Source organism: Duganella flavida, assembly GCF_009857445.1.
GTDB classification, from domain to species: domain Bacteria; phylum Pseudomonadota; class Gammaproteobacteria; order Burkholderiales; family Burkholderiaceae_D; genus Rugamonas; species Rugamonas flavida.
The window spans coordinates 1-18,398 of the sequence record NZ_WWCN01000004.1; the positions used below are offsets into that span (position 1 = coordinate 1).

19 protein-coding genes are annotated in these 18,398 nt (G+C 60.5%); 7 read left to right on the forward strand and 12 right to left on the reverse strand.

Annotated features, from left to right (window positions below):
• Positions 1-126: 126 nt before the first annotated feature.
• Positions 127-723, reverse strand: coding sequence for a CPBP family intramembrane glutamic endopeptidase (locus GTP46_RS06835; protein WP_161005880.1), 597 nt, complete (start codon positions 721-723; stop codon positions 127-129).
• Between the two features lie 289 nt (positions 724-1,012).
• Entirely contained in the window at positions 1,013-1,975 is a 963-nt protein-coding gene (locus GTP46_RS06840) for a hypothetical protein (RefSeq protein WP_161005881.1), read from the reverse strand.
• A gap of 458 nt (positions 1,976-2,433) precedes the next feature.
• On the opposite strand from GTP46_RS06840, the gene GTP46_RS06845 reads away from it, so the two are divergent.
• Positions 2,434-3,015, forward strand: a complete 582-nt coding sequence (locus tag GTP46_RS06845; RefSeq protein WP_161005882.1) for a DJ-1/PfpI family protein — start codon at positions 2,434-2,436, stop codon at positions 3,013-3,015.
• On the opposite strand, the gene fghA is transcribed toward GTP46_RS06845, so the two are convergent.
• Positions 3,005-3,850: an S-formylglutathione hydrolase gene (gene fghA, locus GTP46_RS06850; RefSeq protein WP_161005883.1), complete on the reverse strand. Its 846-nt coding sequence runs from the start codon at positions 3,848-3,850 to the stop codon at positions 3,005-3,007. The genes GTP46_RS06845 and fghA overlap by 11 nt on opposite strands.
• An 85-nt stretch (positions 3,851-3,935) precedes the next feature.
• On the opposite strand from fghA, the gene GTP46_RS06855 reads away from it, so the two are divergent.
• Together GTP46_RS06855 and GTP46_RS06860 are read left to right on the forward strand one after the other, a co-directional pair.
• Positions 3,936-5,120, forward strand: a complete 1,185-nt coding sequence (locus tag GTP46_RS06855; protein WP_161005884.1) for a cation:proton antiporter — start codon at positions 3,936-3,938, stop codon at positions 5,118-5,120.
• Positions 5,120-6,238 (forward strand): YbdK family carboxylate-amine ligase, encoded by a 1,119-nt coding sequence (locus GTP46_RS06860; RefSeq protein ID WP_161005885.1) that lies wholly within the window; start codon positions 5,120-5,122, stop codon positions 6,236-6,238. Before GTP46_RS06855 ends, GTP46_RS06860 begins: the two co-directional genes overlap by 1 nt.
• On the opposite strand, the gene GTP46_RS06865 is transcribed toward GTP46_RS06860, so the two are convergent.
• The 5 genes from GTP46_RS06865 to GTP46_RS06885 all read right to left on the reverse strand — a co-directional run bounded on the left by GTP46_RS06865 (position 6,239) and on the right by GTP46_RS06885 (position 11,058).
• The gene (locus tag GTP46_RS06865; RefSeq protein ID WP_161005886.1) at positions 6,239-6,970 is read right to left on the reverse strand and encodes a hypothetical protein; all 732 of its coding nucleotides are present in this window, start codon (positions 6,968-6,970) and stop codon (positions 6,239-6,241) included.
• 91 nt (positions 6,971-7,061) lie between these two features.
• Positions 7,062-8,072, reverse strand: coding sequence for a gamma-glutamyl-gamma-aminobutyrate hydrolase family protein (locus GTP46_RS06870; RefSeq protein WP_161005887.1), 1,011 nt, complete (start codon positions 8,070-8,072; stop codon positions 7,062-7,064).
• Between the two features lie 48 nt (positions 8,073-8,120).
• Positions 8,121-9,023: a LysR family transcriptional regulator gene (locus tag GTP46_RS06875; protein ID WP_161005888.1), complete on the reverse strand. Its 903-nt coding sequence runs from the start codon at positions 9,021-9,023 to the stop codon at positions 8,121-8,123.
• A gap of 203 nt (positions 9,024-9,226) precedes the next feature.
• Complete coding sequence (locus tag GTP46_RS06880; RefSeq protein WP_161005889.1) at positions 9,227-10,735, reverse strand: class I adenylate-forming enzyme family protein; 1,509 nt, start codon at positions 10,733-10,735, stop codon at positions 9,227-9,229.
• The gene (locus GTP46_RS06885) at positions 10,732-11,058 is read right to left on the reverse strand and encodes a flagellar basal body rod C-terminal domain-containing protein (RefSeq protein WP_161005890.1); all 327 of its coding nucleotides are present in this window, start codon (positions 11,056-11,058) and stop codon (positions 10,732-10,734) included. The genes GTP46_RS06880 and GTP46_RS06885 overlap by 4 nt, the downstream gene beginning before the upstream one ends.
• Before the next feature lie 131 nt (positions 11,059-11,189).
• Between GTP46_RS06885 and GTP46_RS06890 the strand changes: the two genes are divergently transcribed.
• The 4 genes from GTP46_RS06890 (at position 11,190) to trxC (ending at position 15,086) form a co-directional block, all read left to right on the forward strand.
• A complete protein-coding gene (locus GTP46_RS06890; RefSeq protein ID WP_161005891.1) occupies positions 11,190-12,050 on the forward strand; it encodes a type 2 periplasmic-binding domain-containing protein in 861 nt (286 codons plus the stop codon).
• A gap of 66 nt (positions 12,051-12,116) precedes the next feature.
• Complete coding sequence (locus tag GTP46_RS06895) at positions 12,117-13,748, forward strand: OFA family MFS transporter (protein WP_161005892.1); 1,632 nt, start codon at positions 12,117-12,119, stop codon at positions 13,746-13,748.
• Between the two features lie 128 nt (positions 13,749-13,876).
• Entirely contained in the window at positions 13,877-14,518 is a 642-nt protein-coding gene (locus tag GTP46_RS06900) for a phasin family protein (RefSeq protein ID WP_161005893.1), read from the forward strand.
• Between the two features lie 109 nt (positions 14,519-14,627).
• Positions 14,628-15,086 (forward strand): thioredoxin TrxC, encoded by a 459-nt coding sequence (gene trxC, locus GTP46_RS06905; protein WP_161006223.1) that lies wholly within the window; start codon positions 14,628-14,630, stop codon positions 15,084-15,086.
• Here trxC and GTP46_RS06910 read toward each other — a convergent pair whose 3' ends face one another.
• Genes GTP46_RS06910 through mdcE form a run of 4 tightly spaced genes read right to left on the reverse strand, consistent with a single transcriptional unit; the run spans position 15,087 to position 18,397 of the window.
• The gene (locus tag GTP46_RS06910; protein ID WP_161005894.1) at positions 15,087-16,025 is read right to left on the reverse strand and encodes an ACP S-malonyltransferase; all 939 of its coding nucleotides are present in this window, start codon (positions 16,023-16,025) and stop codon (positions 15,087-15,089) included.
• Positions 16,022-17,038 (reverse strand): triphosphoribosyl-dephospho-CoA synthase MdcB, encoded by a 1,017-nt coding sequence (gene mdcB / locus GTP46_RS06915; RefSeq protein WP_371869583.1) that lies wholly within the window; start codon positions 17,036-17,038, stop codon positions 16,022-16,024. Before mdcB ends, GTP46_RS06910 begins: the two co-directional genes overlap by 4 nt.
• Positions 17,035-17,697, reverse strand: a complete 663-nt coding sequence (gene mdcG / locus GTP46_RS06920; protein ID WP_229258834.1) for a malonate decarboxylase holo-[acyl-carrier-protein] synthase — start codon at positions 17,695-17,697, stop codon at positions 17,035-17,037. The genes mdcB and mdcG overlap by 4 nt, the downstream gene beginning before the upstream one ends.
• Positions 17,684-18,397 (reverse strand): biotin-independent malonate decarboxylase subunit gamma, encoded by a 714-nt coding sequence (gene mdcE, locus GTP46_RS06925; protein ID WP_161005895.1) that lies wholly within the window; start codon positions 18,395-18,397, stop codon positions 17,684-17,686. The genes mdcG and mdcE overlap by 14 nt, the downstream gene beginning before the upstream one ends.
• Position 18,398 lies beyond the last annotated feature (1 nt).

Sequence of the window (18,398 nt, forward strand, 5' to 3'; positions counted from 1 at the left end):
CACAACCAAGCACTGATCGCTCTCGCAAGGCGGCGCTGCGACGTGATGTACGCCATGATGCGAGACGGGACACTTTATTGCCCTGCACCTCTCGCAACTGCTTGACGAAGTACATAGGGACACCCCCTAAGCCGACATTGCTTTACCACCGCTGGAAACGAGCGGAATTGTTACACGACGAACGATGCACAGACCGACGATGTCCATGCTCACATGAACGATAACAGCCGTAAGTAGGCCGACGTAGAGTGCGAGGAAACCCAAAACTACGCTGACAGAAAAAATTCCAAGGGCTTGAAAGAGCACTCGTGCATTTAAAATATTGAATCGATAGGCACGGGTATGAGCCAGCACGAAAAGAGCTGAAGTTGCCCACACTCCAATCAAGGGCTGTAGAGCTCCACGGAATAACAACTCCTCGCCAATACCAGCGGCAAGTGCAATCCATAAAGGATTCCAGCCTCGTAGGTCTAAACGCGCATAGCTCTCGACGGTGCTCTGTGTCGCTTTATGCTTGACCATGTATTTGAACCCTATGGCGGATGCCGCCCAGTACAATGCTCCCAATACAAACCCTAAAATGGCTTGGAGGAAGAGTGAGGGGCCGGCGAGAAGCGTAGAAATGTATGGCGGGCGTTTAAAGATGAGAGTGATTGTGACGGCGAGTGTGCAGAACAATACACATGTGAGAAGTTGCCGACTTAAACCAAATTTTTTTGTCATTTTAACTTTCACATATTTGGTTGGAGCCTTCCACAGAGCGAACGACATCCTAATTGGCGACCGATTAAGTATGAACAAACATTCTGCCGAAGTACCCTACCAAAGGTCCGCTTGTGGCCGAACTCAGCCAAAAGCTCGGAAAAGCAGCTTGCTAAAATATAAAATCCCAGATTCTCACCCTCGGCTGAAGCCGCCCCAAAGCGTGTACTGGGACGAAGCATAGAAAGAACTCAACGAAGAAGTTAGGGGCCGACACGGTTTTTTTGCGGAGGCCCGCTCAACTGCCGCGTTATGCCTTGCTTACAAGAGATGCACGAGTATTTCTCCGAGCCCCTACCAGAAACCCCTGCCATCGCATGGCTTGAGGATTGACTGCATCAGCCCCTGCTTCGATTAACGCAGTCACTGTACCAGTGGCCGGGAATAGTATACCAATAGCGTCGCCCAACATCGCTTTTCCGACCGACCGATAATGACGACTTTGATCGCAGTGCTTGAGAAATAACTTTTCCTGAGCATCTTGGAGCGCGTTTTCTACCTCAGCCTTCACCTCCTTCACTTCATTAGGTGACGCCATCCCCTGCTGTTGAGTTACCCATTTTCTAAATTCAGCTAGATATCGGTTAGCTCTCACTTCTTCAATAACTGGGTGATAGGGGCCTTGAGGAGTTAGATAGTTAGGAATATTTTCGAGTACTAGTAATTGTGTAAGTAGTGATTGACTGGCTGTATTAGAATCCGGCTCCAGAAATGGCTCAAGGCGCGAATTTGTTACCAATTCAATAGATGGATCGTTTAGCCTCTTGCATATGTATGCATCGATTGCCAAGTTGTAAGGATCAGCGTTTGCTTGACGTTGAAATGGGCCAATACTTAGGCCATGGGAATGATTGTCAATGCCCATTCCGTTAATGGCTCCTGCGTTTTCCAAGGACTCCTGAAACGACAATCCTTGTTCAATGGGCTTGTCTGGGGCATTCCACGCGGTCTTCCAGACTTCATTGACCTCTTCTTCCGTCACCTTTGGAAAAATACTTCCCTCGTCGAGAAATGAAACGTACGGAAGTGCACGCATGTTTTCGGGACACAAACTCCGTGACAAAAACACCAACTCATCAAATAACAGCAATAATCCAAATGGCGAATCAAGGACCGGATTGGGTGAGCTGTATGTATCTGCTTTGGCCTGGGTGGCGTGATTTTGATAATCAAAACCAATAGGTGTAGAAAGACCGATAAATGCTTTTCTCATTTTCTTTCCATGAAAAATTTTCAGAATTATTTCAAATTTTTGGTGCGAGATATATAGTGAAACACTTCATTGAACATAGAATACTGATAAAACATTAAATCCAATTTTTCTTGTAATTTTATAAATTAATTGTTGTTATTGAATTACCTAATTAAGGGGATAAATAAACAATAAAGTGCAAAAACAACTAACGCATTCAGAACTAAGCCGTCATCATAAGGCCTTTCTGGGCCCAACTTCCGCTTGTGGCCGGAAGCGGCCCCAAGGTTATTCCGACCTTGATTAATTGGCTTTCAGCATAGCAGTTTGCGCGTTGGCAAAGTTCACCAATTTCCACTCAGGCCGCAGTGCTTGGTTGTCGCCGCGCCTAGGTGAGCAAGAGGAGTGTAAAGAGGTTAGTATAGTGTGGCCACAATGGGAACATTGCGGCCCTTTTAACTTTCAGGAAAGGATCTACCGTGGCAGCGAAAAAGATACTGTTTTTGACGGGCGACTTTGCGGAAGATTACGAAACGATGGTGCCGTTCCAGGCGCTGCAAGCGGTTGGCCACATCGTGCACGCGGTGTGCCCGGACAAGAAGGCCGGTGACACCATTAATACCGCCATCCACGATTTCGAAGGCGACCAGACCTACACCGAAAAGCCCGGCCACCGTTTTACGCTCAATGCCAATTTTGCCGACTCCGATGTGAGCAAATACGATGCGCTGGCCATTGCCGGCGGCCGCGCGCCGGAGTACCTGCGTTTGAATCCGCGCGTGATTGAGCTGGTGCAGCAGTTCGCCGCCGCCAACAAGCCGATCGCCGCGATTTGCCACGGCGCGCAGTTGCTAGCTGCGGCCGAAGTCATAAAAGGCAAGACCATCTCTGCGTACCCGGCTTGCTCGCCGGAGGTCAAGCTGGCCGGCGCCATTTACGCCGACATTCCGGTCGACCAAGCGGTCACCGATGGCATCTTCGTCACCGCGCCGGCATGGCCTGCGCATCCGGCTTGGATTGCGCAGTTCCTGCAAAAACTGGGTACGGAAATTAAGCTGTAGCCAGGTTCTTCGCGTGGAAGCGCAAATGGTCTTCCACAAAGGTTGAGATGAAGTAGTAGCCGTGATCGTAGCGCTCATGCCGACGCAATGTCAGCGGCTGCGCTGCGGTCATGCACGCGGCTTCAAACGCCTGCGGGTACAACTGCTCTTGCAGGAATTTGTCGCCTAAACCTTGATCGATCAGGATGCCGGCCGGGAAGGGCGTCTTCGATTGCGCCATCAGCATGCTAGCGTCGTACTGCGCCCACTCGGCCTTGTCCTCGCCCAGATAACCGTTGAACGCCTTCACGCCCCACGGGCATTTCGATGGCGCGGCAATCGGCGCAAACGCCGACACTGAACGGAAGAGGTCCGGACGTTTCAGCGCCATCGTCAGCGCGCCATGTCCGCCCATCGAGTGGCCGAAGATGCCGATGCGTGCGGCGTCCACCGGCAGTTCTTGCGCCGCCAGTTCGTGCAGTTCGTGAATGTAGCTGTACATGCGATAGTGCTTGGCCCACGCAGGCTGCGTCGCATCCAGATAGAAGCCGGCGCCGACGCCGAAATCCCAGCTATCGTTTTCGCCTTCCACGCCAGCACCGCGCGGTGACGTGTCGGGCGCGATCAGCATCAAACCCAGTTCCGCCGCCACGCGCTGCGCGCCGGCCTTGATCATGAAGGTCTCTTCGGTGCAGGTCAGGCCCGCGAGGTAAAACAGCGCAGGCACCGCGCCTTGTTCCGCTTGTGGCGGAATGAAAACCGAGAAGCGCATCGGCAGGCCGATCTCGCGCGAGTCATGACGATAGAAGCGCTGCACGCCGCCGTAGCAAGCGTGTTCGCTGACAAGTTCCAGCATATTGTTTCCTTATGTTCCCCAGCGCACAGTGAAAAAGCTGGTAATAGCCCAGAATTGTACAAGTATCTTTAAAAAGGAGAAGTACATGCCGGATATTCAGGTCATTTTGGCCGATCTGGGCTGGCCGCTGGCGATTGCCGTGGCGTGGCTGTCGGGGGAATTCGTGCATCGATGGACGCGCCTGCCGCGCATCAGTGTTTACGGTTTGGTTGGTTTTTTATTGGCACAGGCTTTTCCGGAAGCCCTCAGCAGCGGCGCTAATAGCAATGTGACCCTGCTTGCAAACATGGCCTTCGGCCTGATCCTGTTTGAATTTGGCTACCGCATCAATCTGCACTGGCTGCGGATTAATCCCTGGATTGCGGTCAGTGGTTTGGTGGAATCGGCCGCCACGTTTGGCGTGGTCTACCTGATCGCGCATCTGAGCGGCATGCCGCCGTTGACCTCTCTGTTACTGGCCTCGCTGGCCATGTCCACTTCGCCGGCCGGTGTGCTGCGCGTGATTAATGAAGAAGATAGTTCGGGCCAGGTGACTGAGCGTGTGCTGCACCTGGTCGCCATCAACAGCGTGATCGCGCTGTTCGTGTTCAAGGTGGTGGTGGGCTTCTGGGTGTTCCAGACCTCGGGCAGTTTGACGCAGGCGATTTCGCACAGCGGCATCGAGCTGCTGCTGTCGGCCGCGATGGGCGCGCTGATGGGCTTTATCGTGCCGCTGGTGCTGCGCCGCCTCGGCGCGCTGGCGCAGGATGGCACGATTGCGTTTGCGCTTGGCGTGATCCTGCTGGTGGCGGCATCGCGTGCGTTTGACGTGTCACCGGTGCTGGCCACGCTGACCTTTGGCCTTACGGCGCGTCACAAGCGCGTGGCCTTCAGCCGCACCGAGCGTAACTTCGGCGGCATCGGCGAGCTGCTGACCGTGCTGCTGTTCGTGTTTGCCGTCTCCACGCTGGAATGGGAGCGCGTGGTCGATGGCGCTGCGCTGGGCGCGGTGCTGCTGCTGGCGCGCTTTGCGGTCAAGGCGTTCAGCGTCGCCGCGTTCTCGCGCGTGAGCGGCATTACGTGGCGCAAGGGACTGTTGACCGGTATCGCGCTGTCGCCGATGTCGGTGTTTGTCACGCTGCTGCTGGAGCAGACTAAATACATGGGCATCGTGCTGGTGGACGAACTGGCCGCGCTGGCGGCAATGACGCTGCTGCTGGAGGTGCTCGGCCCCGTCATCACGCAGCGCGCGCTGCACTGGGCGAATGAAACGCCGAAGGAGGAACGATAATGGCATTGGAAGAATTCAAATCGTCGCAACCGCTGACCATGGGCGTGGAACTGGAGCTGCAGTTGGTTAGCTTGTCGGATTTCGACCTGACCGCATCCAGCCCGGACTTGCTGCACCTGTTGAGCCGCAAGCCTTTCCCCGGCAACGTCACGCCGGAGATCACTGAGAGCATGATCGAGATTAACAGCGACGTGCACACCAATCACAGCGAACTGGTGGCGCAGCTGCAGGTCATTCGCGACACGCTGGTGCAGGCGGGCGAGCAGCTCAACATCGGCATTTGCGGCGGCGGCACGCACCCGTTCCAGAAATGGTCGGAGCGCCGCATTTTTTCGAAGCCGCGCTTCAAGGAAGTGTCGGAGCTGTATGGCTATCTGGCCAAGCAGTTCACCATCTTCGGCCAGCACGTGCACATTGGCTGCGCGTCGGGCGACGATGCGCTGTTCTTGCTGCATTCATTGAGCCGCTACGTGCCGCACTTTATCGCGCTGTCGTCGTCGTCACCGTATGTGCAGGGGAATGACACGCTGTTCAACTCCGCGCGTCTGAATTCCGTATTCGCTTTCCCGATGAGCGGCCGCGCGCCGTTCACGCAAAGCTGGTCCACCTTCGAACACGAATACTTCGCCAAGATGGAGCACACGGGCGTCATCAAGAGCATGAAGGACTTCTACTGGGACATCCGTCCCAAGCCGGAATTCGGCACCATCGAGCTGCGTGTGTGCGACACGCCGCTGACGGTGGAACGCGCTGCGGCGTTGGCCGTGTACCTGCAGGCGCTGTGCCGCTACCTGCTGGAGCGGCGCGAGGAGCCGCCGGCGGAAGACGATTACCTGGTCTACAACTACAACCGTTTCCAGGCTTGCCGCTTCGGCCTCGATGGCGCCATCGTCCATCCAAAAACCTACGAGAACCTGTCGCTGCGCGAAGACATCCTGACCACGCTGCGCAAGATGGAGCCACATGCGGCGGCGCTGGGTGGCACGGCGGGCTTGCAGCACTTGGTGCAGGTAACGCATGAAGGCAGCGACGCGCACTATCTGCGCCAGCAGTTCGACAGCAGCGGCAGTGTGGAAGGTGTGGTTGACGCGGCGATCCAGCGTTTCCGCGGCGGTTGATTATTTGAAGGTGATCGCCTTGTTCAAGCGGTTGATCACCTCATCCGGCACCGACTTGCTGCACATGATGTGGCGGTCGCCGCCGCGCGGCATGTCCTTCAGCGACAACAGGCGCAGGTTGGCGGCGCTATCGCCAGCCTCGTTCTTGAGGATGTAGGCGCCTTCATCTTCCGACACAAACATCAGGTCCACTGAACCCTTGGCCACCGACTGCACCATTTTCAAGGTGGAGGCGGTGGACACGGCCACCACCGGGTGCCATTTCTGGATGAATTTGTCCAGCCCACCGTATGAGAAATTATCCTTGATCAGCACGCGGATATCGCGCTGCGACGCCAGTTCCTGCATGGTGGTGATGCCACGCTCGGCAAAGGCCACGTTAGCCAGCAGCATCCAGCCCTTGTCGCGGTAGATGGCCTTGGTGTATTTGGCGTACGCCATCCGCTCCGGCACTGCGAACCAGCCGATGGTGCAGTTCAGTCCATGTGGATCTTTCACCATCGCCAGTTGGCGGTTGGTCGGCACCAAGTGCCATTGCACCGGGATGCCGGCGGCTTTGAAGGCGGCCGCAGTCGGTGCACCGGTCAGGCCGGCGGGTACACCATCAGCTTGCTGGATCAGGTAGGGCGGACGTTCGGAGTAGGCGACATGGATGGTGTCCTCCGCCTGGCCAGCCAGTGGAGCGAGCAGCAAGCTTGCTGTTATCAGGGCAGTGCTACGCGGGCATTTCATGAAAATCGATCCGGCTTTACGAAGACCGCCAGTCTACACCCGGCGATAACATAAAATCAAAACACATTTTTTAATAGCATCATTTGAGAGGCTAGAAGCGTGTCTCCCGCGCCACGCGCAGGAAGTTGTCGAGGATGGCCGTGCAATCGAGCAGCTCGACGCCGCCGGCGCGGTGGAATTCCGGATGCCATTGCAGGCCCATCACGAACGGCGCCTTGCGGTAGCGGATCGCTTCCACCACATTGTCCGGGACGGACAGGGCTTCGACCGACATATCGCGCCCCAGCGTCTTCACCGCCTGGTGGTGGATAGAGTTCACCAGCCCGCTACTGCGGCCCTTGAACAGACGCGCCAGCGAAGAGCCCACAGGAAAGCTGACTTCATGGCGATTGCGGTCGTACGCATCGTTGACATGGGCCAGCGAGTCCGGCATATCGGTGGCGATATCCTGGTACAGCGTGCCGCCGAAAGCCACGTTGATCAGCTGGCAGCCACGGCAAATACCCAGCACCGGCTTGCCCGCTTCGACAAATTCATGCAGCAGCTCCAGCTCGTACATATCGCGAGCGCGGTCGCCGCCCCATTCGGGCCGGGTCGCCGTTTCGGAATAGCTTTGCGGCGAGACGTCGGCGCCGCCTTGCAGCACCAGTCCGTCCAGATGCTTGGCGTAGTCGCGCAAGCGGATGTTGGAGGGATGCAGCAAGCCCTCCGTGTTCACGGTCGGGATCATGAACACCAGAACGTCGCGTGACATCACCCATTGCGCGATTGACTCTTCCAGATATTGCAGGTTCTTGCTGCGCAGGCCAGTGGCACCGGGCTCGGGATGGTAGATGCGGGCTGACACGCCGATGTGCAGCGGCCGCTGGATGATGTGGCGCGTGGCCGCCGCCGCCAAACGACGGTAGCGCGCCATGATGACCCGGCCCCACAGGCTGAACACCGTGTCGCCGGGATCGAGGTAGCGCGGCGTGGCGTCAGCGTGGCGGGTCTTGCGCTCGTGATGGCGGCGCTCGCTCTGGTCGCTGGCGCGGCGCTGTTGTTGGGATTGCGATGGATCTTGCGGCGGATCGCGGTCGTGGTCGTCGGGGCCGGCGCTCATACTGTTTCCTGTTAGTCTCCGATGCGCCTAGTGTGCCACACGTCGAAGTCAGCAGTCGCCCGGTTCAAGTTGTGCGGACAGCGTGTCGGCAAAGGCGGTGACGAGCGGATCGGCGTCGCGGCGGGTAGCCAGGCCGACGGTGGTGTGCAGCTGGCCGTGTGATAGCCTGACGAAACGCACGCCGCCCGGTGCGGTCAGGCGCATGCATTCGGGGACGATGGCGATGCCGAGTCCGGCCTCGATCAGATTCAGCTGCGAGGATTTGCGCGACAGGGCGCGCGCCGGCTTCGGGAAGAAGCCTTGCTCAAGGCAGAGATTGGCCACCAGGTAGCTCAGGCCACCACGGTCCTTGTGCGGAATCGAGATGAAGGCGTGCTCGCTCAACTCGGACAGGTCGACATTCTTGCGCGCCGCCAGCGGCGAGTGCTGCGACACCGCCACCATCAGCCGCTCGCTGCCGATCTCGCGCACCTGGATGTGCGGATGGCGGCGCAAAGTGGGCAGGCGCAGCAGGCCGATATCGGCGCGGCCTTCTTCGATTTCCATGGTTTGATTTTCCGATGGCAGCATGGACACGTCCAGCGTTACACCGGGATGCGCGTCCAGCGCTTGCGTCAGTGCGGCGGTGATGCGCGGCGTCAGGATCACCGAACTGGAATGCTGCAAGCGGATCAAACCTTGCGCGCCTTGTCCCACATGGCGCGCTTGCAGCAGCGTGTCGTCGATTTCTTCGAGAATGCGCTTGCCGCGTTCGAAGAATAGCTGGCCGGCCGGCGTCAGCTCGAACTGGCGCGCGTCGCGCACCAGCAGCGGCGTTTGCAGCTCGTCCTCCAGCTCCTTGATTTGCCGGCTCAGCGCCGACTGCGCGATGTATAACTTCTCGGCCGCGCGCGAATAGCTGCCGGCCTCCACGATCTCAATAAAATACCTGAACTGTTTAAGCGAAATCACCGTTATGCCGTTTCGAGATAGATGGCTGCCGTTTTTGCTATTGGATCAAATCCGGGCTGGCCGTTAAAGTGAAGCGTCCCTTCTTCATTTACGGAGCCTGCCATGTTGGCATTCATAGGCGTGATCGGCGTGGTGCTGAGTATTGCAGTAAAACTGATTTGCGTCCAGATCGGATGCACGGGCGCCGCCGGCGAGCGCGAAGACTAGCGTAGGCGGTGCTTGAGGATCTTGCCGGTGGCCGCTGCGGGTAGGGCGGCCATCAGGATGATCTGCGATGGGCGTTTGTAGGGCGCCAGCTGCTGCGCGAGATAGTGCGACAGCTCTTCGCTGGTGATGGTGTGGCGTGGATCGGGTTCCACGAAGGCCACCACGTCCTCGTCGCCGTCGCTGGCCGCGCGGCCTATCACGGCGGACTGCGTGACGGCCGGATGCGCATTCAGCACCGTCTCCACCTCCAACGGATAGACGTTGAAGCCTGAGTGGATGATCAACTCCTTGGTGCGGCCGGCGATGAACAGGGCGCCGTCGGCATCCTGGCGCACGATGTCGCCGGTATTGAGCCAGCCGTCTTCGCGCAGCACGGCGGCCGTCAATGCTGGCTCCTGATAGTAGCCGCGCATCACGTTGGGACCGCGCACCCACAGTTCGCCGGTGTCGCCGCCGTCCGCGCCAACTTCAACGCGGATGTCGATGCCGGGAATCGCTTGGCCGACCGAGGTATCGCTGCGCGGCTGGTCGAGGCGCGTCTGGCTGACGGTGGGCGCGGTCTCGGTCAGGCCATAGCCGTTATGCAGCGGCACGCCAAGCAGCTGTTCCACTTGCGCTTTCAAGGTCGGCATCAGCGGCGAGCCGCCGGCGTAGGCAAAGCGCAGGTGCGTCTCCATCTTTTTCTGCACGCCGCCCAGATGCGCGAGCAAACGCGCATACATGGCCGGCACGCCTTGCACGATGGTCAGGCGGTCGTCGCGCAAAGCGTTGAGCAGCGCTTCCGGCGTGAAGCGCGGGCACAGGTACAGGCAAGCGCCCGCATACAGAGTCCCCAGCATCACCGATGTCAGGCCGTAGACGTGTGTCATCGGCAGCACGCCGTACGCGCGGTCGGATGGCGTCAGGCCGCGCAGCGTGCTCGATACGGCGGCGATGAACAGCAGGTTGCGGTGCGTAAGCATCACGCCTTTGGGATTGCCGGTGGTGCCGGTGGTGTAGATCAGCGCCGCTATTTGCTCCTCGCCGGCGGCATGCACCGGCTCCGGCGTGCAGTGGGGATTGAGCGCGCTCACCATCCATGGCCCGAGCGGCGTGTGCTCGGTCACGGCCGCATGGTGTTCGGCATGGGCCGAGGTTTCCGGCGAGGCGGGCGAGGGCAGGTAGATGGCAAGCCGCGCGCCGCTGTGGCGCAGGATCACGTCCACCTCGCGCGCTGACAGGCGGCCATTGATGTGCACCAGCCATGCATCCAGTTCGGCGGCGGCAAAACTGAGCACGACTTGTGACACGCAGTTTTCGCCGATTACGGCCAGCCGGTCGCCGGGCCGCAACTGCCAGCGGCGCAGTTGCGCGGCGGCTTGCGTGACGGCGTCCGCCAGTTCGGCATATGTCCAGTGGCGCTGGCCGTCGTGCAGCGCGTGAGCATGCGGGGTGCGCTCGGCCCAGCGGCGGGGAATGTCGGAAATCCGTGCCGGCAGGCCGGCCAGCAGTGCAGCGGTGTTCAAGCCTTGATATTAATGAGGGTGCCGATATTTTGGTCGGCGGCCTGGATCACCTTGGCCGACAGGTCGAACTGCGCTTTGTAGACCAGCGAGTTGGTGGTTTCGGTCGCGAGGTTGGTGGCGCTGGGCGCATCCACCTGCAACAGTTCTTGCCCGCGCATGGAAATCGATACGCCGGTGCCGGCCGGGGCGCTCTCCTGGAACACCGCCTGCGTCGGCTGAAAACCCTGGGTGCCGATGTTGGCAATCGCGTGCGCACTGTTACCCAACGCGCGTTCGGCAGCGTTGAGACCGGTGACACCAGAGCTGAGTGCGGCGATGGCCATATAATTTCCCTTCGGCAAGAAGACTCCAGTGTACACCGTGACGTCAACTGTTGCAATTTCACTTGGCAGCTTGATAAGATCGTGGGGCAGGCGTAGCATGAAACTGGATTCCAATGTGGAAGTGACTGGCCATGCGTTTCTGTTTACTGATCTGTTGTTTGTGCTGGAGCCTGGCAGCGGCGGCTGAGCCGACCGTGGTGGTCTACCCGCGCGTGGACGGCGACGGCGGCGAGCACGGCGAGTACGGCATCGCCTTGCTGCAGCTGGCGCTGGCCAAGGCCGGCGGCAACTACCGCGCCGAACTGTCGCCGGCGCGCATGCAGCAAAACCGGGCGCTGGCCGATTTGCAGTCGCCCAACGGCCACATCGACGTGGTCGGCACCATGACCTCGGCCGAGCGCGAGGCCAAGCTGCTGCCGGTGCGCATCCCCATGACGCGCGGCCTGATCGGCTGGCGCATCGGCCTGCTGCGCGCCGACCACAAGGAGCTGTTGCAAACGGTACACGGGCTGGACGATCTCAAGCGTTTCAACGCCGGGCAAGGCTATGACTGGCCGGATTTGCAAATCCTGCGCCACAGCGGGGTGCCGGTGCAGGCGATTACGGTCTATAACACCCTGTTCGGCATGCTGGGCGCCAACCGCTTCGACTGGGCGCCGCGCTCGGTCAATGAGATCTGGGCCGAGGTAGCGCGCCACCCCGAGCTGGTGGTCGATCCCTATGTGGTGGTGCGTTATCCGACCGCCGACTATTTCTTCGTCAACCGCAGCAATAGCGCGCTGGCCGAGGAAATCCGGCGCGGCCTGGAGGCGGCGCTGGCCGATGGCAGCTTTGAAAAACTGTTCTACCTCCACTATGGCGCCCGTATCCGCGAATCCCGGCTCGACAAGCGCGTGCTGATTAGCCTGCCCAACCCCTTGCTGTCGCCGCAAACGCCGCTGAATCGCAAGGAATTATGGTTCACCCTGGACGATCTTAAACGTATCCCATAGCTATTGCACTTGTGCTATTCTTGCGCCCGATATTGTTCATAAGAAACACTTATTGGGGAAAAATGCATGGCTTTGTTTGATTTTCTAGAGAAGGAACGCACCGTTGCCGGTGCAGGTTTCAATCGATGGCTGGTGCCGCCTGCGGCGCTGGCAATTCACCTGTGTATTGGTATGGCGTACGGCTTCTCGGTGTTCTGGCTGCCGCTGTCGAAGGCGCTGGGCATCAAGGAAGCGCTGGCGTGCCCGGCAGATATTGGTGTGCTGGAACGCATCCTGTCGTCCGGCTGCGACTGGCAGATTTCCATGCTGGGCTGGATGTACACCATGTTCTTCGTATTCCTCGGCTTGTCCGCGTGGCTGTTCGGCGGCTGGCTGGAACACGCCGGTCCGCGTAAAGCGGGCGTGGTGTCGGCCTTGTGCTGGTGCGGCGGCCTGGTGATCTCGGCGCTGGGGGTGTACCAGCACCAGATCTGGCTGATGTGGTTGGGCTCCGGCGTAATCGGCGGTATCGGCCTGGGCCTGGGCTATATCTCGCCAGTGTCGACCCTGATTAAATGGTTCCCGGACCGCCGCGGCATGGCGACCGGCATGGCCATCATGGGTTTCGGCGGCGGCGCCATGATCGGCGCACCGCTGGCCGACAAGCTGATGAAATTCTTCGCCACCGCGGATTCGGTGGGCGTGTGGCAGACCTTCCTGGTGATGGCGGCGATTTACTTCGTGTTCATGCTGGCCGGCGCGCTGTCCTATCGCGTGCCGCCGACTGGCTGGAAACCAGCGGGCTGGACGCCGCCGGCCACCAACACCAATGCCATGATCACTACGCGCCACGTGCACGCCAGCAAGGTGTGGGGCATTCCGCAGTTCTGGCTGGTGTGGCTGGTGCTGTGCCTGAACGTGACGGCCGGTATCGGTATTCTGGGCATGGCTTCGCCTCTGCTGCAGGAAATCTTCGGCGGCCAATTGCTGGGCGTGCCGCTGGCGTTCAATGAGCTGGACACCGCGCAGAAAGCGCAGATCGCCGCCATTGCTGCTGGCTTCACTGGTTTGCTGTCGCTGTTCAATATCGGCGGCCGCTTCGTGTGGGCGTCGTGCTCGGATTACCTGGGCCGCAAAGTCACCTACGGCATCTTCTTCGTGCTGGGCCTGGGCCTGTACGCGTCGATTCCATCGATGGCGCACGGCGGCCACCTGGCGCTGTTCGTTGGCTTCTTCTGCATCATCCTGTCGATGTACGGCGGCGGCTTCGCTACCGTGCCGGCGTATCTGGCCGACCTGTTCGGCACCCAGATGGTGGGCGCCATCCACGGCCGCCTGTTGACCGCTTGGTCGGCGGCGGGCGTGTTCGGTCCTATCCTGGTCAACTATGTGCGCGAGTACCAGATCGCCAACGGCGTGCCGAAGGCGCAAGCCTATGACATCACCATGTACGTGCTGGCCGGGCTGCTGGTCGTCGGCCTGATCTGCAATCTGCTGGTGCGTCCGGTAGCCGATAAGCACTTCATGACCGACGCCGAATTGGCCGCCGAGAAGAAGCTGGCGCATGAGCGCGACGCCGCTGCCTCGAACGGTGCGGCCGTGGCCTCGAACGGCGTCACCAGCCCGGTGATGGTGGCGTTCGGCTGGCTGGCAGTCGGCATTCCGCTGGCGATCGGTATTGCTATCACGGTGCAAAAAGCCGCTGTCCTGTTTAAGTAGGAAAATTCGGGTTTGCCGGCACGTTTGATTTAGATCAAAGGTGCCCGGTGAGGTTAACGTAGCCTTGACGTTCGCGCTGCAATCGCAGCGCGGACAACTCCCTGGCACTTAACTTTCGAGGCAAATCCATGTATCCATTTTCCCAATCTGTCACCCCTGCAGCAAAAACTCACCTGGAAGCGCAACTGTCGTTCTTCAACGACCTGTCCAAATCGCTTTTCCGCACGGTCCAGCAGTACAGCGACCTGAACATCCAACTGGCACAAACCCTGCTGGAAGAATCCACGCAGGTTGGCCAGCAGGTCATCACGGCGCATCGCCCCACCGAGGCCTTGTCCGTTGCCGCAGCCCATGCCCAGCCAACCGCTGAAAAGCTGCGCGCGTATCAGCAACACTTGTCCCGCATCGCCGCCGATACCCACGTTGACCTGTCCAAAGTGGCAGAAGAACACGTGCAGGAAACCAGCCGCACCGCCAAAGCGCTGGCTGACGAAGTGGCGCGTGTGACCACGGAAGAAACGGAAAAGACCCTGCGCAACCACAAGGATGCGGTGGATCGCTTTACCGATCCATTCTCGTTCAGCAAAGACGATGCCCGCCAGTCGCGCGGCAATGAAGGGCGCGGCGGCCAGACCCTGCAAAGCGCCCAGAACGGCGCCGAAGGGCGTGAAAGCGGTAGCATGCAAGGCGGCCAGGCCACGGCGGCCCAAACCGCTGCGCAAGCGGCTAGCCAGGCTGGCAAACAGACTGGCGCTCGGAAAGAAACCTGAACTACGTTTAACGTTTTAAGCTGCCGCGCCGCGCGAAGCAACTTCGCGTGGCGCGGCATTTTTTTCGCCCTTGGATTATCATGCTCAGCTTGATGTCTGGAGATTCATGATGAGCAATTCCCCTAACGCGCAGCCGGAGTCGCTGCATATCGTCTGTCCGCATTGCGATGCGGTGAACCGCGTGCCAGCGGCCAAGCTATCGGCCGAGCCGGTGTGCGGCAAATGCCAGAAGGCGCTGTTCACCGGCGCACCGGTGGATTTGGGCAGCGCGCGGTTTCTGAAACAGATCGAGCGTAGCGATATTCCGGTGCTGGTGGATTTTTGGGCGCCGTGGTGCGGCCCGTGCCGTACGATGGCGCCGTTTTACGCGCAGGCTGCCCAGCGGCTGGAACCGCAGTTCCGTGTGGTGAAAGTGGATACCGAGCAGGCGCAGGACCTGGCCACGCGCTACGCCATCCGCAGCATCCCGACGCTGGCCCTGTTCAAAGGCGGCCGCGAAGTGGCGCGCCAGCCAGGTGCGATGGATGCCGCCAACATCGTCGCATGGGCGATGCAAAACAACCGTTGATCAGGTCTCGCTGGCGCGCTCCAGCCACTTGCGGATGCCGTCGAGCGTGCGAAAGTCGGCGACCGAGCGGGTGCTGATGCGCGGATGGCGGTTCTGCAGCATGCGCGATAGCGCTGCACCGGGACCTAGCTCCAGTGCGACAGTGATGCCCGCTTCGGCGGCGGCATCCATGCACGCCAGCCAACGAATCTTCTCTGCCAGTTGCCGTGACAGCGTTTCGACGGCGCGTGCCTGAGCGCTGACCGGCGCCGCATCAATGCCAGCCAAGATCGGCGCTTGCATCGGCTGGAGCACAGCCTCGCGCAAAGCTTCCGCGAACGGCGCGACGGCGTTTTGCATGTAATGCGTGTGTGATGCCACTTCGACCGGCAGGCGCTTGCTGCGCGCCCCCGCAGCTTCAATCGCTTGCTGTAGCGTGTCTGACTGCGCAGCGGGGCCGCCAGCGATGCACGTGTCTTCCCCGGTTTCGATGCTGACCTGATAGCCATGCTGCGCGGCCAGGGTGCTGGCGCTGGCAAGCGGCAGACCGGTGATCGTCAGCAGTGTTTGGCCGGGCGCGGCACGCTGGCAATCATCCATCAACTGCGCGCGTTGTGTCGCCAGCGCGACGGCCTGTCCGGGTGCGAATGCTCCCGCCACGCCGTATGCCGACAGCTCGCCGATACTGTAGCCGGCCACCAGCGCCGGCGGCGGTGCGAAGTCACGGATCGCCTCCCACATGCACAGCGTGGCCGCAACAATCAAGGGCTGCGCGATGCGATTGGCGAAGATATCGCCATCGACGGCCAGCGCTTGGCCGTCCGGCGAGAGCGCAGGGATGCATCCGGCCAAGCGGTCTGTCAGTGCGCTCGCCGCAGGGCTGGCGCGCGCGAGGTCGAACATGCCAGCATGTTGGTCGCCTTGGCCGGGGCAGAGCAGCAGCAGGCGCGCGCGGGTCATGCGTGGTCCAGCCGCGCGAGTGACTGTACGAAGCAGCACGCCGCCAGCAAATCCGCTGCGCCGCCGGGCGACAGCCGGTGCCGCACGAAGACCTGATGGCTGTCGATGGCGCGCGCGCGCCAGCCAGCATTGGCGGTGCCGCCCAGCGCAAGAAATCGCTCGGCATGGTCACGCACGATCTGCGCGCCATCTGGCCCGGCGCGGTGATAGACATTGCTATCGCTGATATGCGCCATCAATGTGTATAGCGTGTCGATGCGCTCCTCGGTGACGGAAGCGCCACGCGCGCTTGCTGCCAGCAGGGCAGGCAGGCCGACCTCAAACACCGACGGCAGTCCCAGCGCACCTTCCTCCCGCGCGCCACTCACCGCATATCGTGCCGCCACGCGCAAGCCATTGCTCAGATGTGCGTCGCTCGTCGGCACGATGGCGCCGTGGCGTGAGCCCGCAGCCTCGCACCCGATGTGCACCGCATCGCGGCCTGCGGCTGGCGATTGGTGAGCGGGCGTGGCGATTGGCGCTGCATGGCCGGCGAGTTCCTCGCCCCAGCGGATCAACATGGCAGCACGCAGCGCGGATGGGGCCAGCGGTGTGCCTTGCGCACGCGCGCGGCCCGCAGTGGCGCACAACATGCCGAGGCTGAAAATCGCTCCGCGGTGGGTGTTAATGCCACGCGTCGCCTTCAGCATCGCCGCCTCCGCAGCGATGCCCAGCTGCTTCAGTTGCACGAACGGCGCATCGTCCCAACCTGCCAGGCAGATTTTGCGGAAGTAGTGACGCAGCGCGAACATACTGCGCATGAAAGTGCCAGCATCCATGTCGTCATGACTGCCGCTATCCACCGGCGACACCAGTCCCGGCTTCGGATACAGGCACAATTCCGCATGCAAACTGCGCACCGCCAACCGTGCCACCTCCCGCGCAAATGCCCGCCGCGCCGCCATTCCTGCCGCAGCGACGCGAGTGCTGGTGATTGCCTGCGCCTTCTGGCGGACGGACGAGGTGCGCATCATTGGGCCTCCTGCGTGGTCAATGTCGCCAGCAACGAGGCGGTATCCGCCAGACGTACAGCGTGCAATTCCTTTACCATTACCTTGGCCGGATGGCGCATCGCCATCTGCCACTCCTTCCACGATACCGCCGCTCCACCGGGGAAAACAATCTCGCCATCCAGTGGCAACTGCCGCGTGTAACGCTCCAGCAGCGCCACGCCTTCATCGAGCGCGTGCCTGCTTGCCGGATGAAACAGCACGTCCACATCCGACGTAGGCGACACATACTGCAACCCAGTCAACGCCTGCATCGCCAGCGAGCCAAACACGCGCAAGTCCAGTGCCGTAGCCTCATCGCACAACGCATTCAACTGTTCATGCCACGCGCCGGAAAACGGCAGTGCCGCATGCAACGCCATCGCATCCGACGACCGCACTACATGCGCTGCTTGAACGCGTAACGCAATCCTCACTTTCCGGCCCGCGCTATCTGGCGGCACGGGCAGGCCGAGGCACACTTCATCCGGAGCGGCATCCGCATCCAGCCGCCGCACCACAGCAGGCCAGTCGCGCCGCTGCCACTGCGTCAAGGCCGCCGTGTGCTGCGGCTGCGCAGCACGCGCCGCTTGCCAGCCAGCCTCGCTGAGCCACACCAGCATATGACGTTCAAGCTTGCACATGACCGCCCGATACCACTGCATCAATCACCGGCTGCGCCAACTTGCGTCCACCACGCTGCAAACCGAGCGCACTACGCTGGTCGCCGCTCGTCGCTTGAGCCAACGCCGCGCGCAAATGCGCCGCCAGATCGCTATGCCAGATCGACTCCAGCCCACCCATGCGCAGATAATTCTCCGGCCCCGGCGCAAACACCGGATTACTTTGCGCCAGCTCCGTCAACAACTCTTCCGGCACCTTGGTAATGCGTGCCATCGCCGGCAAGCCCATAACGCGGATGGTAGCATCGGGCAGCGCATGGCAAGCATCCGCCATCAAGCCGCTGGTGATGAAGCCTCCCGACAGCGCCTGGTCGTACACCAAGCCGATAATTTTGTGACCTTTGCGCCGCGCCAGATCCACGCATTTGCCTAGGTGCGCCATGTAGCTGTTGATGCCCAACATCTCGTCGCGATGGCGCAGGCGCTGGCCTTGCGTATCGATCAGCATCACAATCGGCATGCCGGGAAATTCGCGCACGGTACGCAAGATGGCCTGCGCTTGCGCCAGTGCGATCTCCACGCCTATCGGCGTGTGGTTAGTCGTGCCGATCACCGCCACCGCGCTGCCATCCACTTGTGCGCTTCCGCATAAAAACTCGTTCTGTTCGACGATGGCATGGCCTTCGGGGAACAGCGTATCCGCCAGTTTTTTCCAGTCCATC

Bases quoted from the DNA above. Each gene is read 5' to 3' on its own strand.
- GTP46_RS06835 (WP_161005880.1), bottom strand. From the start codon at position 723: ATGACAAAAAAATTTGGTTTAAGTCGGCAACTTCTCACATGTGTATTG.
- GTP46_RS06840 (WP_161005881.1), bottom strand. From the start codon at position 1,975: ATGAGAAAAGCATTTATCGGTCTTTCTACACCTATTGGTTTTGATTAT.
- fghA (WP_161005883.1), bottom strand. From the start codon at position 3,850: ATGCTGGAACTTGTCAGCGAACACGCTTGCTACGGCGGCGTGCAGCGC.
- GTP46_RS06855 (WP_161005884.1), top strand. From the start codon at position 3,936: ATGCCGGATATTCAGGTCATTTTGGCCGATCTGGGCTGGCCGCTGGCG.
- GTP46_RS06860 (WP_161005885.1), top strand. From the start codon at position 5,120: ATGGCATTGGAAGAATTCAAATCGTCGCAACCGCTGACCATGGGCGTG.
- GTP46_RS06865 (WP_161005886.1), bottom strand. From the start codon at position 6,970: ATGAAATGCCCGCGTAGCACTGCCCTGATAACAGCAAGCTTGCTGCTC.
- GTP46_RS06870 (WP_161005887.1), bottom strand. From the start codon at position 8,072: ATGAGCGCCGGCCCCGACGACCACGACCGCGATCCGCCGCAAGATCCA.
- GTP46_RS06885 (WP_161005890.1), bottom strand. From the start codon at position 11,058: ATGGCCATCGCCGCACTCAGCTCTGGTGTCACCGGTCTCAACGCTGCC.
- GTP46_RS06890 (WP_161005891.1), top strand. From the start codon at position 11,190: ATGCGTTTCTGTTTACTGATCTGTTGTTTGTGCTGGAGCCTGGCAGCG.
- GTP46_RS06895 (WP_161005892.1), top strand. From the start codon at position 12,117: ATGGCTTTGTTTGATTTTCTAGAGAAGGAACGCACCGTTGCCGGTGCA.
- GTP46_RS06900 (WP_161005893.1), top strand. From the start codon at position 13,877: ATGTATCCATTTTCCCAATCTGTCACCCCTGCAGCAAAAACTCACCTG.
- trxC (WP_161006223.1), top strand. From the start codon at position 14,628: ATGAGCAATTCCCCTAACGCGCAGCCGGAGTCGCTGCATATCGTCTGT.
- GTP46_RS06910 (WP_161005894.1), bottom strand. From the start codon at position 16,025: ATGACCCGCGCGCGCCTGCTGCTGCTCTGCCCCGGCCAAGGCGACCAA.
- mdcB (WP_371869583.1), bottom strand. From the start codon at position 17,038: ATGATGCGCACCTCGTCCGTCCGCCAGAAGGCGCAGGCAATCACCAGC.
- mdcG (WP_229258834.1), bottom strand. From the start codon at position 17,697: ATGTGCAAGCTTGAACGTCATATGCTGGTGTGGCTCAGCGAGGCTGGC.
- mdcE (WP_161005895.1), bottom strand. From the start codon at position 18,397: ATGGACTGGAAAAAACTGGCGGATACGCTGTTCCCCGAAGGCCATGCC.